Origin of the sequence: Paraburkholderia sp. EB58 (assembly GCF_050436665.1) — a bacterium.
Lineage (GTDB): Bacteria > Pseudomonadota > Gammaproteobacteria > Burkholderiales > Burkholderiaceae > Paraburkholderia.
On the sequence record NZ_JBNDMQ010000003.1, the window covers coordinates 1 to 17,354 of the forward strand.

Below are 17,354 nucleotides of genomic sequence, written 5' to 3' on the forward strand. Positions count from 1 at the left end.
GGAAATTGTTGTCCATCATGTAGCGGCCGTCGGTTTCCATCGTGTCCGAACAGGCGCCTTCGTGGAACACCGCGCGCACCTTACCGAAATCGCCGCGCGCAAAGCGTTCAACAAATTCAGTCTTGTCGAGATAGTCGTCAATCTCGCAATCGACGAGATTCTTGAACTTGTCGGCACGCGTGAGATTGTCGACGGCGATGATGCGTTGTTCACCGCGCTCGTTGAGCGCTTTCACGAGGTTGCTGCCGATAAAGCCGGCCGCGCCGGTGACGATGATAGTCATGAGGGGTATCCAGGAACGCCGCCGTGCCCACTCGCGGACATGTCGGGGAAAAGTTCTGTGTAGTCGACGGTCGCAGTGCCCAGCTTGCCCACCACGATACCGGCTGCCCGATTGGCAATGCCCACAGCCTCTGTGAGCGGCAAACCCGCGCCCAGCATGGCCGCGAGCGTGGCAATGACGGTATCGCCGGCGCCCGAGACATCATACACTTCGCGTGCAACGGCCGATTCATGCATCACGCCCGCGTCGGTGAAGAGCGTCATGCCCTCCTCTGAGCGGGTCAGCAGTAACGCCTCCAGTTCAAGCGACGCACGCAACTCGGTCACACGCGCAAGCAAGTCATCTTCCGATTTCCACTGGCCGACCACATCTCGCAGCTCGGCGCGATTCGGCGTAATCAATGTCGCACCGCGGTAACGCTCCCAGTCGTCGCCCTTGGGATCGATTAGCACAGTCTTGCCAGCTGTCCGGGCGGCCGCGATCATCTTCGTTACGTGCGTCAGACCGCCTTTCGCGTAGTCGGAAAACAGCACGATATCGTGCGCGGGCAATAGCGCTTCGAACCTCGCGAGGCCCGCGAGCAGCACCTCGTGTGCCGGCCACTTCTCGAAATCGACCCGCAGTAACTGCTGTTGCCGCGACAGCACTCGAAGCTTGATGGTGGTGGGCAAGTCGATATCGCGCTCCAGGTGCGCGTTCACGCGGCTCTCCTGCAGCAGTTCGATGATGCGCTCGCCCGGCTCATCCGCGCCGACTACACACAGCAATCCGGCCTGCGCACCCAGCGCAGCCACATTGCGCGCCACGTTCGCGGCACCGCCGAGGCGATCCTCAGTGCGCTGCACATGCACAACCGGGACCGGCGCCTCCGGGGATATACGGTTCACGTCACCAAACCAGTAACGGTCCAGCATGACGTCCCCCACGACCAGCACCCGGCCAGCCGCCAATCTGGCGAGCGGCACTGCCGACATTGGCTTCTCGCCAGCACCGCTGTGCGCCTCTGTATCTTGAAAATGAATCATGGAAACGGATGGAAAGCGAATGGTTAAACGGCCGGGCCAGACACGTGGCAGCCCAACTGCCTGAACGTCTCATACACCTTTGAGAATTTCACGCGCGAACGTTGGGTATGCGGCTCTATACGCATGCTATGCCTCAGCGCCTTAACCAGGCACCAAACCAGGCGCCTCGGCCGCGCCAGATGCAGCATTATAAGGGACCGGTTCGGTACGTTCGCCGAACCGCCCAGGAACCCAATTTGCATGCCTCGCGTGGTTTGCTGGGCGAAAAATCGACAATTCATTAGCGCTTCTTCGTGCGCAGACGCCGGATCAGTCTCCAGCTGCGCAGGGCCAGAGGCTTCACGCCCGGGGTTTTGAGCACCTTGTCTACAGTCCTCTCGACCTTCAGGCCAATTCGCTTCGCCACCGTAGGGATCACCGTCGAAGCTTCGGAGGCGAGAAGGAGCTGGTCGAGCTGGCGCAACCGGTCCACCAGCGCACCATAAGAGACCGTACGCCGCGCCTGTTCCAGCGCGTGAAAAACCTCGACAGCCGAACGGTCCCAACCGTTTTGCTCACCGAGATTTCCGGGGGCGACCCAGTTCACACCGTTCTCACGCAGGTCGGCCACCAGTTCGTCCAGCGTGCAAAAGTAGTGAATATTCTCAGCGCCCTGGATATTACTGGCCAACTCCCTGTACAACGCCGAATCTCTAACATAGATCGGCCGTTTGCGTGCCAGCGAATGCAGGATCGGAAAACCGAAGCCCTCATAGTGGCTCGGGAAAACCACCGCTTCCGCATCAGAATAGAATTTCTCGAAAGTCTCATTCGGGAGGTTGCCGCTCTCGTAAGCCTCGACGTTGCTGTACGGCGAGGGCTCCTCGCCATAACCGACTGCAACGACCTTGCGGTCCGCGAATGCCGCAGCAATGGCATCCACGGTCGGACGGACAAACTTGTGGCTAAAGTGATTGCCAATGACAAAGAGGTGCGGTTTTGCCCCTGCGGTGCGCTCTCGTGGAAGTGCGTACTCCGACACGTCGAGCGAGTGGCGCGAAACCCGCTGCAAAACTCTGGCTCCCAGCCTGAAACGGGTAGCGATACGATCGAGTGTAAAACGGGAGTTCGTGAACAGGACGTCGATCTGCTCGAACACATAACGCCAGATCTTGGCATCGAACGTGAGCGACAAATACCCACAGTCGTACGAAATCGTGTCGAGCATGAAGATGCCAATTACGGGCGCACGCCTGACGATGCGCGAGACAGCCTTGACATCAAAAGGTTGACCCACACGAACAATAGCCGTCACTTTCGCGGAGGCATCCTGGACGTCCAGGCGTCGGACACCGGGGAGCCGGCTCAGACCATGGAAGTTCCACGCGGTCTGGTCCATGTAAACCGCGATATGGCAGTACTTTGGCCAAGTGCGTACAGCCGCCTCAAGCAGCTTGATACCGGACTCGAAGGTTCCGTTGAAGTGGGCCGCAAAGTTCGAAAAGTCGAATGCGAAGGTCAGTCGGCCCGCATCCGCGTCGACATATTCGAGGAGGTCTTCGGCAAGGTATTCCGGCGAATTGAAATACTGATAGATCAGCGACAGATATTCCGGATACCTGGAGTGCAGTACGGGTGCGTTCTTCGCCTCGCGCGAAGCTTTAGACTGTGCAGACTCGGCGAAGGACTGCTCACCCTGATGCCATACGAACGCACGATTCGCAAGTACGGCGCGGTAGCCGCAGCGGTTGGCGCGAAGAATCAGATCGTTCTCTTCGTTGTAGCCCTTCCCATAGATCGGGTCCAGTGCGCCCAACTCGCTGTAGACCGACCATTTGACGTAGAGACAGAATCCCACCGCCGTCGGCACAAACGAGAAGCGCGGCAGACTGGCAGAATTTTTTACGAAAGCGGTATATCCATCCGCCGGCGTCACATCGCAGTCCAACGAGGAATGCGGCAGCGTGGCAAGCGTCGCGTTATTGCTGCGGGGCGAAACGAAACCGATCATCGGGTCGCACTGGGCGACCTCAAGAATCTCTCGTAAAGCGCCCGGGAAGACGATCGTGTCGGAATTCAGCAGAATGACATCCGCACGCTCGCCCTTCGCATGGGCGAAGGCCGCGTTGCAGGTACCAATGAATCCCAGGTTGGCAGCATTACGCACCACCTGGAACTGAACGGCACTGTCGTCGAACCTGCAATTTTCGAGCGCTTCCTGAAGCGGAGCGTAGTCGGGGCTGTCGTTGTAGAAGAAGACCTTGCCGCCGATCTCGCTAATCTCTCCGGCGATTTCATTAAGCGACCTGAATATCTGGGCGACCAGTTCTTCCTTCTTGTAGAACGGCACCACGATGTGAACAGCGTCACCCACGCAGCGCTGAAAGCCAGTGTCCGGTAACGATTCGGCATCCGGGACAATTAGCGCCTCACGCAACGTTTCTGTAGCGTTCTTCCCAGCCGCACCACGAAGTGAAGCGGTGCCGTCGCGGCTCCCGGCTTCCGCCGCCAGTGGGACCAGGTTGCGCGCCTCATCAGCGCTGCGCACAGGCCGCAAATCCCGCAGGTCGAGACTTCCAGCCTTCTCTGCGGGCACGAGGATCAGAAGCGCTTCCTGCAAGTCGCCAAACAGGTTGTCCCTGCAGTGCCGGTAATTTTCCGGGTTAAACGCGTAGTCGACATGGCCGAATATAAGGTAGTCCCGACTACTGCCCCACGCGAGAATATCGTCCGCGTCGCTCACAGCGTCGCCGCCTAGCGTAATGACAGGACGGCATCGCGCAACCGTGTCTGCGGCTGTGCGGAGAACCTCGGCTGCGGCGCCGGGAACATCGATATGGACGAAATCGAGCCGCGGTAAATTCGACGTATCAAGCGCCTCCATCGACGCGCCGGATCCCGCTCCGTGAAGCGTGATCGTGCCAGCCAGGTGATTCGATGCGATATTTCTTTCCAGAACTGGCAGTGCTTCTGTGCGGAACTCATACGCATGCACGTGGCCGCCGTGATCGACCCAACGCGCGAACGCGACCGTGCGCGTTCCAATGGATGCGCCGAGGTCCGCCACCACGCTTTCAGGCTCGATGAAACGCCGCATGACGCAGAGTTGGCGCTCCGCCCATTCGCCGTAAAGCCGCAACGCCTCCGAGACGATCAAATCACCCGGAGCCGTTTCAATATAACCGTATTTGCATTGCAGTTGCGCCATTGCCCAGAGCTTCTCCGTCAATTGATGTCGAACGTTACGGACAGTGACGGGGCACCGAATTTTCCGTGCACGAGATTCGTGCCAAGTGCTGTCAGTACGATGACATCGTGCATCAGGTGATGCTGGACATGCTCGCTACCCGGCCCCTCCGCGAATGCCACGTCGATCGTGTACTCGCCTCTGATCAGCGCCGGAAAAGTCATCTTGAACGCAGCCTCGACTTCAGTGCCCGATTCCGCGACGATCGCTTGATCGCGCAGGTAGCTATCGGTGCTCTCTCCGATCAGCGTTTGGCCGGTTTTGTCCTTCAGCACAAAACCGATGGCCGGAAAGGTCATATCCTTGTTAACGCTTGCGCGGATAACGAGGCTGATTTCGTCCTCGGACTTAAATTGGCTCACCGCGTTTCCATGCACGTCGCGGAAAAACGCCGAAGTGATATTCGCGCCGCCGAGCCCAAAACTGTCGGCTTCGCGACGGAACGACGACGCGTGATAGCCAACCGGCGGGACGCTGTCGAGCGAGTACTGACGTCTGCGTCCGCCGCGACCATTAGCCACCTCGGTTGTCGACGGTCCATCCGCCTCGACTGATGGGACGGACTCAATTGCCTCCGAGTGCCCCGCCGCTTTCTCCGAATATAGATCGCGCAGGTACACCATCGCAATGTCCTTCGGCGTACCGGTCTGATACAGATACTCGGACCCCTCGCGCCGAAGCAGGACTGCGGATTCGCACAACGCGTTCACCGCCCCCATATCGTGGCTCACAAAAAGCAGCGTGCCACCATTCGACTTGAAGTCGAGCAGAAAACGCATGCACTTCTGCTGAAAGAAGGCGTCGCCCACGCTCAACGCTTCGTCGACGATCAGGATGTCGGCGTCCACGTGAGCAATAACGGCAAAAGCGAGCCGGACGAACATGCCGCTCGAGTATGTCTTGACCGGCTGATCAACGTAGTCGCCGATACCCGCGAAGGTGGTGATCGCTTCGTACCGCGCGTCGACCTGCTCGCGCGTGAGGCCGTGTAACGATGCGGAAAGATACACATTCTCACGGCCGGTAAACTCTGGGTTGAAGCCCGCGCCCAGTTCGAGGAGGGCGGCAACCTTGCCATTGACGGTGATGCGCCCTTCTGTCGGATTCAACGTACCGCAAATCATCTGCAACAGCGTCGACTTGCCTGCGCCGTTGCGGCCGATGATCGCGACCGTTTTGCCCTTTTCCACCGTAAACGAGACACCGTGCACGGCCCAGAACTCACGGAAGTACCGGCGCTTGCCGCGAAACACCATCTGAAGCAAACGATCTACCGGTCTGTCATAGATGTGATAGCACTTGCTCAGATTTTCGATTTTGATAGCGAAATCAGAGGACATCTGCAAACCCTTTTCGGGTTTTCTCAAACCACGAGTAACCAATCCAAAGAACGACTAGTGAAGCAACCAACACGGGCAAATACGCGCCAAGCGCAATACCGTTGTGCCACATTAGAACCCTGCGAACCTGTTCAATAATCGGCACCAACGGATTCAGCCCGGCGATTGCACGGAACCTGACGGGAATGGCCTCCGCCGGGTAAAAAATCGGGGTCATGAACATCAACACGGTAGTTACCAAGCCGGTGATCTGCGCGGTGTCCCGCACAAAGACGCCCAACGCCGAAAAGAACCAGGCAATTCCCAGCGAGAAGAAGATAAGCGGGATCAGCGCGATCGGGAAAAGCAATACCGTGGGAGACGGAATGCCGATCGCGATCAGGTAAAACACCAGCCAGACAATGAAACTCACAAACAGGTGGAACAACGCGACCGCGACGGTCACGCATGGCAACACTTCAAGAGGGAAAACCACCCGCTTGACGTAGTTCGTGTTTGACAAAATGATTGTAGGCGCGCGGTTGAGACACTCCGCGAACATGTTGAACACGAGCAATCCAGAGAACAGCACCAGAGCGAACTCTGATCTTGAACCACTACCACCAGGCCAGCGCGAGCGGAAGATCAGGCCGAACACGAAGGTGTAGACGGCAAGCATCAGAATTGGCTGAAACACCGACCAGAACAGACCGAGCACGGAGCCCCTGTAGCGACCCAACACTTCCCGCACTGTAAGAGCAACGATCAAATTGCGGTGCTCGATCAGAGAGCCCACCATCCTTCTTGGAGAGGTAAATAAACGCAGCATATTGCCTAAAAAATCGAGGCCATCGATAAGGAAGTAACTTGATACACGGACGGTAACGAACCCTGCGCGACGTTATTGGTTTTGAATACGGCCATAGTTATCCTCAAAGCGGACGATGTCGTCCTCGCCAAGATACGACCCTGACTGCACTTCGATCATCTCCAAAGGCACCTTGCCCGGATTCTCGAGTCGATGCAGCGTACCCAAGGGGATATAAGTCGACTGGTTTTCGGAAAGGAGAATGGTGGTGTCGCCATTCACCACGCGCGCCGTACCGCTTACGACGATCCAATGTTCAGCGCGGTGATAGTGCATCTGCAGCGACAACGACGCGCCCGGATTGACGACGATCCGCTTGACCTGAAACCGCTCGCCGCTGTCCACACCCTCGTAGCTACCCCAAGGCCGGAAAACCCTGCGATGAGTTTCGGACTCTATGCGACCTTGAGCATTCAGAATGTCAACGATCTTTTTGACATCTTGCGCGTTCTCTTTGCTCGCCACTAACACCGCATCGGCCGTCTCGACAACGACCAGATTGTCGACGCCAAGGACTGCCACCATGCGATGTTCGCTACGCACAAAGCTATTCGATGTGCCATGGGAAACAACGTCGCCGGTGAATGTGTTGCCGTCGTCGTCAAGAGCGCTAATCGCTGCGAGAGCACTCCATGTACCGACGTCGCTCCAACCCAAACCGGCGGCAGCCAGCACGACCGCGTCACCGGTATGCTCCATCACCATGTAATCGATGGAGTCGGACCGGCTTGCAGAAAACGCCTCGCGATTCAAACGCAGGAAGTCCAGGTCTTGCTGGGCGAGGTCGACCGCGTTCCGGACGTGCTCGAGAACATCAGGCGCAAACAGCGCCAGTTCCCGCAGATAGGCATCAGCGCGGAACAAAAACATGCCGCTGTTCCAGTAGTACTCACCGCTAACGAGGAAGTCCTTGGCACGCGCAGCATTGGGCTTTTCTACGAATTCCGCAACTTGATAAGCCCCACCCCCGCAATCTTGAGCAGCATCCCGGCGAATATAACCATAGCCGGTGTGAGGCTCGGTTGGCTCAATGCCGAACGTGACAAGCTTGCCGGCGGCCGCATGAGGTAGCGCCCGCTCGACCACCTGCTGAAACAGCGCGGTGTTCTCAATGACGTGATCGGCTGGCAGAACCAGCAGCACAGCCTCAGGATCGTCTTTGGCAGCGATGAGCGCGGCCGCCGCGATCGCAGGACCGGTATTGCGGCCGACGGGCTCCAACACGAGTCGAGCACCCTTCACGTTGATCTGCCGCAACTGCTCTGCCACAAGGAAGCGCTGCTCGTCGTTGGTGATCACCATCGGCGCTTCGATCGCCGACACACCGCTGAGCCGGCCCACGGTCTGCTGGAGCAATGTTTCTTCGCCATGCAGCGCCAGGAACTGCTTCGGGTAGCCGCTGCGCGACAGAGGCCACATGCGAGTGCCTGAGCCACCGCAAAGAACTACCGGGGTAATCGTCATATCCGTGAACTGAATCGCGTTCATTGAACCTTGCAAACGGCTTGGCAAAAGTGCGCGGCCATAAATGTATAATTATCGCACGCTAGGGAACCAGCGCGTACGCTGCTTCCAGGACCCGAACCGGCACGCTGCGACAACGTGTGCCCACCATGGCTCTCTTCCTCCTAGCGTCCTGATAGTCGTCTAATTCACCACAGGGCAGTCCAAATCTTGTCGCACCGCTCCGACGCAGTCGTCGTCACGTACGAACCCGAAATAGGCACGCTGCTGAGCCTCATCTCCGCCCTCGCGCCACAGGTCGACAAGATCGTGGTTGTCGACAATGGATCCGCAAACTTGTCGAGTTGGCGACATCAGTTGCCGAGCGAAGCCGTCCACCTGGTCGAACAAGGCTCGAACAATGGCATTGCCACCGCCCTTAACGCCGGATTCGCCGCAGTGCGACAGCGAGGTTCGGCCGAGTTCGTCGCACTATTTGATCAGGACAGCGCACCTTCCGACGGGATGGTCAGCCGGCTCGAATGCTATCACGACGAACTAATCGGTCGAGGACCCGTGGCGCAGATCGGCCCGTACTTCTTCGAGAAAAACCGCGGCCACTACTTACCTTTCATCGAGTTTGCAGCAGGCTTCCCGCGCCGCAAACATTCTCCTGAAACAGGAAGCTGGACGACGGCGGATTACCTCATCACGTCCGGAGCACTTGTCCCACTAAGTGCAATAGACCGGGTCGGCTTGCTGGATGAATCGCTCTTCATCGACTACGTCGACATCGAATGGGGTCTTCGCGCGAAGGCCGCCGGACTTCAAAGCTACGGCGTGTTCGATGTCAGGATGCAGCACGCAATCGGCGAAAAGGCCTTGAAACTCGCCACGGTGCGACTGGCAATGCACAAGCCGATTCGCAGGTACTACTACTACCGCAATGCGTTGTTGCTCTGTCGTCGCAACTACATACCGGTCAGTTGGAAACTTCACGAAGTCTTGCGGCTGTCAGTGAAGTTCTGGATATTTGCGCTGTTTTCGAGGCATCGCGTAGACGACGTGCGAATGATGCTTAAAGGCATCGCCGACGGCATCCGCGGCCGCGCTGGCAAACTTCGCGAGCGCAGCAACGCGCGTTAGCCTTTGTCCATCAACGTGAACCGAGACACAGACTCAGCGCATCCTTCCAGTCAGGTGCGCTGATCCCGAACACCTCTCTGAGCCTGTCGCCGGACATTTGCGAGTTTGTCGGACGCTTTGCCGGCGTCGGATATTCGCTCGCCGGAATTGGCAGAACGCTCGGCGACCTGTCGAGTTTTGCCAACTCGAAAATTGCCGATGCAAAACCATGCCATGACGTCGCACCACTCGCCGTCAAGTGATAGATGCCAGAGCGTTCGTGCCACCATTGCGCGGGATCTGACGCGGCTTTGGCCTGCGCGACCACATGAGCGGTCAGCGTCGCAATGGTGTTACTCCACGTTGGCGCCCCAATCTGATCGGCCACGACTTTCAATTCCGACCGCTCCGCACCGAGGCGCAGCATGGTCAACAGGAAGTTCTTACCACGTGCGCCATAAACCCAACTAGTACGCAAGATCAGGTGTTCCACACCACTTTCCACAATCGCATGCTCACCTGCCAGCTTCGTTCGGCCGTAGGCGTTCTGAGGGTCAGTCGTGTCTGTTTCGACGTAGGGACTATCCTTCTCGCCGTTGAAGACATAGTCCGTCGAATAGTGGATCAACGGCGCGCCCAGTTTCCTCGCCTCTTCGGCGAGCACGCCCGGCGCCTCACCGTTGATTCGCATCGCGAGATCAAGTTCGCTTTCTGCCTTATCGACCGCCGTGTAGGCAGCGGGATTGACAATCATCGCCGGTCGCACTGCGCGCACCACCGTACGGATCTGATCCAGATTCGACAAGTCGAGCATCTCGCGATCTGCCGCGACCACATGACCCAACCCTTGCAGGGTGCGAGCCAGTTCGAAGCCGACCTGGCCATTGACGCCAGTGACCAAAATTGGACCGGAGTTCTGGAAATCACTCATCGCACGACCCGTCATTTGAATACTTCCGCTTCCGCGAGGCGCTTACCCGCCGCATCCTTCGCAGCCAGCAATGGCTCGAAATCGATCGGCCATTCGATCCCGATCTCGGGGTCGTTCCAGACAATGCTGCGCTCGTGCTGGGGGAACCAGTAATCCGTGGTCTTGTAGAGGAACTGCGCAGACTCGGACAGCACGACGAACCCATGTGCAAAGCCTGGCGGCACCCACAATTGGCGATGATTCTCTTCCGACAGAACGACACCAACCCACTTGCCGAAGTTCGGCGAGCTCTTGCGAATGTCGACCGCAACGTCGAACACTTCGCCTTCCACGACGCGCACCAGCTTGCCCTGCGCATGCGCGATCTGATAATGCAGACCGCGCAGTACGCCCTTCGCTGAACGCGAATGGTTATCTTGCACAAACTCGACGCCAGCCTCGACATGTTCGGCGAACTCACGCCCGTTGAAGCTTTCGTAGAAGAAGCCACGCGCATCGCCGAACACCTTCGGCTCGATGATCTTGACTTCAGGCAGCGCCGTAGCAGTTACTTGGATGGCCATGCGACGTGGTCCGTAAGAAGGTTTTGCAGATACTTGCCGTACGCGTTCTTCGCGAGCGGTTTAGCGAGTGCCGAGAGCTGCTCGCCATCAATCCACTGCTGCCGGTAAGCGATCTCTTCCGGACACGCAACGACGAGCCCCTGGCGCTTTTGCAGCGTCGCAATGAAGGTGGCCGCTTCAATCAACGAATCGTGCGTGCCCGTATCGAGCCACGCGTAACCGCGCCCCATGATCTCGACGTTCAATGCAGCATTGGCGAGATACCGCGAATTGACATCGGTAATCTCAAGCTCGCCGCGCGGCGACGGCTTGATATCTGCAGCGATATCGCACACCCGATTGTCGTAGAAGTACAAGCCCGTGACCGCGTAGTTCGAGCGCGGTTTCGCCGGCTTCTCTTCAATCGAGAGGGCGCGGAACTGCTTGTCGAACTCCACCACGCCATATCGCTCAGGATCTTGCACGTGATACGCGAACACGGTTGCGCCGTCTTCCTGCTGGTTCGCGCGCTCAAGCTGCTTGGCGAGGTCGTGTCCGTAGAAAATGTTGTCGCCCAAAATCAGCGCCGACGGATCATTGCCCACGAAATCGCGGCCAATAATGAAGGCCTGAGCCAGACCATCCGGCGACGGCTGAACCGCGTACTGGATATTCATGCCCCACTGGCTGCCGTCGCCGAGCATCGTCTCGAAGCGCGGCGTGTCTTGCGGCGTGGAGATAATCAGAACGTCACGAATGCCCGCCACCATCAGCGTGGATAGCGGATAGTAGATCATCGGCTTGTCATAGACCGGCAGCAGCTGCTTCGATACGACGTGGGTGATCGGATACAGTCGCGTACCCGATCCGCCTGCGAGAATAATGCCCTTGCGCGCCATGACGGTACCCTTACGCGCGCTGCGCGTAGTTGGTCTCAACCCACTTGCGGTATTCACCCGAAGCCACTTCGTCGACCCACTCCTGGCTATCGAGGTACCAGCGTACGGTCTTCGCCATGCCCGTCTCGAACGTTTCAGCCGGCTTCCAGCCCAGCTCGCGCTCCAGCTTGCGGGCGTCGATCGCATAACGACGGTCGTGACCCGGACGATCCGTCACATACGTGATCTGCTCGCGGTACGAGCCTGCCGCCTTCGGACGCGCTTCGTCGAGCAGATCGCACAGGGTATGCACGACTTCGAGGTTCTTCTTCTCGTTCCAGCCGCCCACGTTGTACGTCTCGCCCGGCACGCCGCGCGCGAGGACTTCGCGGATTGCGCTGCAATGGTCGCCCACATACAGCCAGTCGCGCACGTTCTGACCGTCGCCGTACACCGGCAGTGGTTTGCCAGCCAGCGCGTTGGCGATCATCAGCGGAATCAGCTTCTCGGGGAACTGGTACGGACCGTAGTTATTCGAGCAGTTCGTTGTCAGCGTCGGCAAGCCGTAAGTATGGTGATACGCACGGACCAGATGGTCGGAACCAGCCTTGGTGGCCGAATACGGGCTGTTCGGGGCGTACGGCGTAGTTTCCGAAAACTGCGGATCGGTTGCGGACAGCGAACCAAATACTTCGTCGGTCGAAACGTGCAGGAAGCGGAAAGCGGCCTTGTCGGCTTCGCTCAGCGTGTTCCAGTAGGAACGGGTGGCTTCCAGCAGCGTGAACGTGCCCACCACATTGGTTTGCACGAAATCAGCTGGGCCATGAATCGAGCGGTCGACGTGGCTTTCGGCCGCGAAGTGCAGTACGGCACGCGGCTTGTGCTCCGCAAAGAGCGCGGCGAGCGCTGCCTGGTCACAGATATCGGCTCGTACAAAGACATGGCGCGGATTGTCCTGCTGGGACTTGAGCGTGCGCAGGTTCCCTGCGTACGTCAGCTTGTCCACATTCAGGACCGACTCATCCGAGGCGTTCAACCAGTCAAGCACGAAATTGGCGCCGATAAAGCCGGCGCCGCCCGTTACCAGGATCATGAAATTCCCTTCTAGATGTTCGTGGCCGATGCAACCGGACTTGATGATCTGGTCGCCCTCTTTGTGGTCTTATATGGCGATTTTTACCGCCTTACGCTTACGCCTATATGTAAAAAGGCCTCAGCAACCGCTATTTTATGAAGCCCAGATTATAAAGCGGCAGCGAACAAAAACTAGAGACCTAACAACTTGAAACAGCTTGACAAAGTTCATTCCCGAATGGCAGCGAAAAAAGCAAATCTCGCCTGAACTTAACAAAGACGATCCGGGTCAGTCGCGGGGCGAATGATCAGAAGAAAGCAGCTGGCTGGCGGTCGAAGGGTCTGAAGATCGATGTTTACAGCGTTGAAAGCCGCGAATGTTGCATCGCGACAACGCGCTACGCCGCCAGCATCCACTTCAACGTCTCCCGAAACCCGATCGCCCCCACCTCCGGCACCAGCTGGCGCAGCTTGGCCGGCGACCCAACCAGCACCTTCACATCGGTCTGCCGCACGAACGCCGGATTGACCCGAATCTCCAGCTCATGGCCGGTGATTTCGCTCGCCATCGCCAGGATTTCCCTAAGCGTATAAGGCTGCCCGGTACACACGTTGACGGTCTCGCCCACCGCAGCGGAATCGAGCAGCGCCTCGTAAGCCCGCACCACATAGCGCACGTCCGAAAAGTCGCGCGCCACGTCGATATTCCCCAGCGAGATCTCAGACTCACGCCGGGCGAAATGCTCGACGATCTTCGGCACAAGGAAGTTCGACGTCTGGCCCCGGCCGGTGTAATTGAACGGCCGCGCAATCAGAATGGGCAGCCGGTCGAACCACGTGCGCGCCATCGACTCCATCGCCGCCTTGCTCGCCGCATAGTGATTGACGGGCGCCACCGGAAAGCTCTCGTCAATCGCGTCGCTGGTCACGTTGCCATAGACATTCGCACTGCTCGCAATCAGCACCTTGCGCGGCGTATGCCCCACATCCGCACAGGCCTGCAGCAGATTCAGCGTGCCCAGCACGTTGACGCGGTAGAAATCGAGTGAATCGTCATGCCCGACAAAGCTGATGGCCGCCAGATGCACGATGTAATCGGGCCGCACTGCGTCGATCACGCGCCGGCACTCCTCGAGCGAAGTGATATCGAGCCGGCGCCGTGAAGGCGTCTCTGGCGAACCCTGCCCCGCCACGGTCTCCGTGACCGCGTGGCCGCTCGCGAGCAGATTGCCGATTAGCCAGGCGCCGGTAAATCCACTGCCTCCAGTAACGAGTGTTCGTGTCAGGCGTTCAGCATGCGATGCTGGTTTCGTCGTTTCTCCGCTCACCCAGATTCTCCTGTTTGCTAGCTGCTTGCTTCCTGTTTGCTGCGTGTTGCTCCCGCTATCTGGTGCGTCGCGACAACATCGCAACAACGTCGCATGAACGTCGTCATCGCGCTGCACCAATCGGGCTATTATGTCACGCAAACGTGTAGCATCCTCCGCCTGCGCATCCCTGATTCCGCCCCAGATGACCGTTTCCAGCCTGCCGAATTCCATCCCCCTTGCCTTCGGTGACCTGCAAGGTTGCCGCACCCAGTATCAGCAACTGCTCGCGAAGGCCGCGCCTTCTGCCGAGACGCCGCTGTGGTTCGCCGGCGACCTCATCAATCGTGGCGACGAGTCTCTCGCCACGCTGCGCGACATCGTTGCGTTAGGCGAACGCGCAAAGCCGGTGCTGGGCAATCACGACTTGCATTTGCTGTCGGTATCCGCGGGCATTCGCAAATCGAAGAAAGGCGATACGATCGACGCGATTCTCGCGGCACCGGATGCGCAAGACCTGCTGCACTGGGTCCGCCACCGGCCGCTGGCACACTTCGAAAACGGCATGCTGCTCGTGCACGCGGGCGTGTTGCCGCAATGGGATGTGACGCTCACGCTCGAACTCGCCGATGAACTGCAGCGCGCGCTGCGGGCGCCCAACTGGAAGGAAACGCTGGCGGGTCTGTACGGCAATGAGCCGAATCGCTGGAAGCCTGGTCTGAAGGGCATCGACCGTCTGCGGCTCACGTGCACCGCACTCACGCGCATGCGCTTTTGCAATCTGGACGGTGCGATGGATTTCAGCACGAGTGGCGGCCTCAATTCCGCGCCGCCGGGCTTCATGCCATGGTTCGACTTGCCGTCGCGCAAGACGGCCGACATCACCGTGGTGTTCGGTCACTGGGCCGCGCTGGGCCTGTTAATGCGCGACAACCTGATCGGCCTCGATTCGGGTTGCGTCTGGGGCGAAAAGTTGTCCGCCGTGCGACTCGCGGCCAACCCGGCCGATCGCACGCTCACCCAGGTCGAGTGCGAGGGCTGCCGCGCCTCCGCCGATTAGGCTGAACGGCCGTGCTGATCGACGTCGTCGATCAGCGTCCCTTCATGCGAGCTCAAGCCACCTGCTGTGGCACTCGCCGCGCCCACTCGGGCAATCACCGGCACGCTTTCGAGCGCCGTTGCACGGGCGCCTTTCGGGCTGCCCCGAAGGTTGTCTTGAAGCGTGCGTAAGGCGGCGCCAATCGTCTGCTCCGCCTGCGCCGCCAGCGAGCGCCGGTCGGCACCTGGCGCCAGCGCTTCACCGACGTAGACATGCGCCGTCAGCGGACCGCCGCGCAGCAGCGCATCAAGCGACTCGGCCAGCGAGACCTCGTCGATATACGCCGGCGCGGTCGATTGCCGGCCCTGCGCATCCTCGTACATTATGCAGAGCGGCTGCACCGCGCTCGACGCCGAGACCGCCGCCTGAAACATATTCGCGTGAAACGGCAGCAGCTTGAGGCCGTCGGAGGTGGTGCCTTCCGGAAACACGCACATCAGTTCGCCAGCGCTTAGCCGGTCGGACAGTTCATGCATGATTCGCTTCGCATCGCTGCGCTTCTCTCTCTGGATGAACACCGTGCCGAGTTGCTGCGCGAGCCAGCCCACCACCGGCCACTGACGGATCTCGGCCTTGGAGACGAACGGCGTCGGCCGCCACGCATTGATCACATAGATATCGATCCACGAGATGTGATTGGCCACCACCAGCGCGCCGGCATCGAGCCGCGCGCTGTCGTTGTGGACCACGAGGCGCATGCCGCACAGCCGCAGCATCTTCAGCGACCACGCGCGATTGAGCGCTTCCTTTTGATCAGCGGTGGCACGCGGAAATCGCGTCGCGACCGTCCACATGCCGTGCAGCAGATGAGCAACGAGCCTGGCCTTGCGAAATGCGAGCTTCATGGTTGGTTCCGTGTCGGTCGCTATGGGTCAGTATTGATCGGCAGTTTTGACTTCGCGAATCAGCGCTGTTCGAACGCCACGTGTCCGGAGACGATCGTCGTCCTTACACGCGCCGGCAGCTCGTAGCCGAGGAACGGCGTGTTGTGTCCCTGGCTTTTCAGCGCACGCGGCTCGACCCGCCAGTACGTATTGCGATCGAAGATGCACAGATCCGCGTTCGCGCCGACTGCGATCCGTCCCGCGTCCAGCTTGAGCACGCCGGCCGGCGCTGCGGTAATGCGATTGAGCGCCTTCGCGAGCGGCATGCGCGCTTCCTCCGCCCACTTCACCGTCAGCGAAAGTAACAGCTCGAGCCCGGTCGCGCCCGGCGTGGCCTCGGCGAACGGCAGCAGCTTTTCATCGTCGTCTACGGGGGTGTGATCGGAGCAGATCGCGTCGATCGTGCCGTCCGCGAGTCCCGCGCGGATCGCTTCGCGATCGCGCTGCGAACGCAACGGCGGATCGAGGCGGAATTGCGCATCGAAGTAGCCAATATCCAGATCGATCAGGTGGATGTGGTTCACCGTCACGTCGCACGTCACGGGCAAGCCTTCGGCTTTCGCCGCGCGCATCAGATCGATGCCCGCCGCCGAGGACAGATGCGACAGGTGCACCCGCGCGCCAGTCACACGGACCAGTTCGAAGATCGTATGCAGCGCGATGGTCTCAGCCGAAACCGGCACGCCCGAAAGCCCCAGCCGCGACGCCAGCGGCCCACTGGCAGCGACGCCGCCCTTGCCCAGATACGCATCCACGGGACGCAGCCACACGGTGTAGCCGTAGGTGTTCGCGTACTGCAGCGCGCGCAGCAGCACCTGCGTATCCACCACCGGCACATCGGCCTGCGAAAAGCCAATGCAGCCCGCTTCGGTCAGCTCGACCATCTCCGTGATGACCTGGCCTTTGAGACCTACCGTCAGCGCGCCCAGCGGAAACACGTTCGCCTGGTTCAGATTGCGCGCGCGGAACTTGAGCATTTCGACAAGACCCGGCTCGTCGAGCACCGGATCGGTATCGGGCAGACAGACGAGGCTCGTCACGCCGCCCGCGAGTGCGGCGGCCATTTCCGATTCGAGCGTGGCCTTGTGTTCATAGCCCGGTTCGCGTAGCCGCGCGGCGAGATCGACCAGGCCTGGCGCGATCGACAGCCCGGTGGCGTCGATGGTCTTCTCTGCCTGGAAATCTGCGGGTGCAGTGCCGAGCGCGACGATCTTGCCGGCCGCGATAAATATGTCCTGCTTCTGTTCGGTGCCCGCTGTCGGGTCGATCAGCGTGCCGCCTTGAATGTGAATACTCATGCGCTGCCTTTTTCTGTGTTGCCTAAGGTGCTCAATCGTTGCTCAATCGTCG

At 59.5% G+C, this 17,354-nt stretch carries 15 protein-coding genes; 2 read left to right on the forward strand and 13 right to left on the reverse strand.

What is annotated here, in order from left to right:
• From P3T40_RS05155 to P3T40_RS05180, 6 genes are all read right to left on the reverse strand, one after another.
• Positions 1–283, reverse strand: a 283-nt coding sequence (locus P3T40_RS05155) for an NAD-dependent epimerase/dehydratase family protein (RefSeq protein ID WP_429266614.1), incomplete at its 3' end; no start/stop codon positions are given.
• Positions 280–1,257, reverse strand: coding sequence for a D-glycero-beta-D-manno-heptose-7-phosphate kinase (rfaE1, locus tag P3T40_RS05160; protein ID WP_429266615.1), 978 nt, complete (start codon positions 1,255–1,257; stop codon positions 280–282). The genes P3T40_RS05155 and rfaE1, both read right to left, overlap by 4 nt.
• Before the next feature lie 331 nt (positions 1,258–1,588).
• The gene (locus P3T40_RS05165; RefSeq protein ID WP_429266616.1) at positions 1,589–4,030 is read right to left on the reverse strand and encodes a glycosyltransferase; all 2,442 of its coding nucleotides are present in this window, start codon (positions 4,028–4,030) and stop codon (positions 1,589–1,591) included.
• Between the two features lie 482 nt (positions 4,031–4,512).
• Positions 4,513–5,874, reverse strand: coding sequence for an ABC transporter ATP-binding protein (locus P3T40_RS05170; RefSeq protein WP_429266617.1), 1,362 nt, complete (start codon positions 5,872–5,874; stop codon positions 4,513–4,515).
• Complete coding sequence (locus tag P3T40_RS05175; RefSeq protein WP_429266979.1) at positions 5,864–6,652, reverse strand: ABC transporter permease; 789 nt, start codon at positions 6,650–6,652, stop codon at positions 5,864–5,866. The genes P3T40_RS05170 and P3T40_RS05175 overlap by 11 nt, the downstream gene beginning before the upstream one ends.
• Before the next feature lie 102 nt (positions 6,653–6,754).
• On the reverse strand, positions 6,755–8,185 hold the full coding sequence (locus P3T40_RS05180; RefSeq protein WP_429266980.1) for a mannose-1-phosphate guanylyltransferase/mannose-6-phosphate isomerase: 1,431 nt from the start codon (positions 8,183–8,185) through the stop codon (positions 6,755–6,757).
• A 210-nt stretch (positions 8,186–8,395) separates the two neighbouring features.
• Between P3T40_RS05180 and P3T40_RS05185 the strand changes: the two genes are divergently transcribed.
• The gene (locus P3T40_RS05185) at positions 8,396–9,310 is read left to right on the forward strand and encodes a glycosyltransferase family 2 protein (RefSeq protein WP_429266618.1); all 915 of its coding nucleotides are present in this window, start codon (positions 8,396–8,398) and stop codon (positions 9,308–9,310) included.
• Positions 9,311–9,320: 10 nt separating this feature from the next.
• Here the strand turns inward: P3T40_RS05185 and rfbD are convergent, their stop codons facing one another.
• The 5 genes from rfbD to P3T40_RS05210 form a co-directional block, all read right to left on the reverse strand.
• Positions 9,321–10,220: a dTDP-4-dehydrorhamnose reductase gene (rfbD, locus tag P3T40_RS05190; protein ID WP_429266619.1), complete on the reverse strand. Its 900-nt coding sequence runs from the start codon at positions 10,218–10,220 to the stop codon at positions 9,321–9,323.
• Positions 10,221–10,231: 11 nt separating this feature from the next.
• Entirely contained in the window at positions 10,232–10,783 is a 552-nt protein-coding gene (gene rfbC, locus P3T40_RS05195) for a dTDP-4-dehydrorhamnose 3,5-epimerase (protein WP_429266620.1), read from the reverse strand.
• Positions 10,768–11,661, reverse strand: a complete 894-nt coding sequence (rfbA, locus tag P3T40_RS05200) for a glucose-1-phosphate thymidylyltransferase RfbA (protein ID WP_429266621.1) — start codon at positions 11,659–11,661, stop codon at positions 10,768–10,770. Before rfbA ends, rfbC begins: the two co-directional genes overlap by 16 nt.
• A gap of 10 nt (positions 11,662–11,671) precedes the next feature.
• Complete coding sequence (rfbB, locus tag P3T40_RS05205; RefSeq protein ID WP_429266622.1) at positions 11,672–12,733, reverse strand: dTDP-glucose 4,6-dehydratase; 1,062 nt, start codon at positions 12,731–12,733, stop codon at positions 11,672–11,674.
• A 379-nt stretch (positions 12,734–13,112) separates the two neighbouring features.
• The gene (locus P3T40_RS05210; RefSeq protein ID WP_429266623.1) at positions 13,113–14,042 is read right to left on the reverse strand and encodes a GDP-mannose 4,6-dehydratase; all 930 of its coding nucleotides are present in this window, start codon (positions 14,040–14,042) and stop codon (positions 13,113–13,115) included.
• A 184-nt stretch (positions 14,043–14,226) separates the two neighbouring features.
• Here P3T40_RS05210 and P3T40_RS05215 point away from each other — a divergent pair, with 184 nt between their 5' ends.
• Complete coding sequence (locus P3T40_RS05215) at positions 14,227–15,081, forward strand: symmetrical bis(5'-nucleosyl)-tetraphosphatase (protein ID WP_429266624.1); 855 nt, start codon at positions 14,227–14,229, stop codon at positions 15,079–15,081.
• On the opposite strand, the gene P3T40_RS05220 is transcribed toward P3T40_RS05215, so the two are convergent.
• Together P3T40_RS05220 and P3T40_RS05225 are read right to left on the reverse strand one after the other, a co-directional pair.
• On the reverse strand, positions 15,078–15,965 hold the full coding sequence (locus tag P3T40_RS05220) for a lysophospholipid acyltransferase family protein (RefSeq protein WP_429266625.1): 888 nt from the start codon (positions 15,963–15,965) through the stop codon (positions 15,078–15,080). The two genes, P3T40_RS05215 and P3T40_RS05220, sit on opposite strands and share 4 nt — an antisense overlap.
• Before the next feature lie 59 nt (positions 15,966–16,024).
• Positions 16,025–17,302 carry a dihydroorotase gene (locus P3T40_RS05225; protein ID WP_429266626.1) on the reverse strand — a complete coding sequence of 426 codons (1,278 nt, stop codon included), beginning with the start codon at positions 17,300–17,302 and terminating at the stop codon, positions 16,025–16,027.
• Positions 17,303–17,354: the final 52 nt, after the last annotated feature.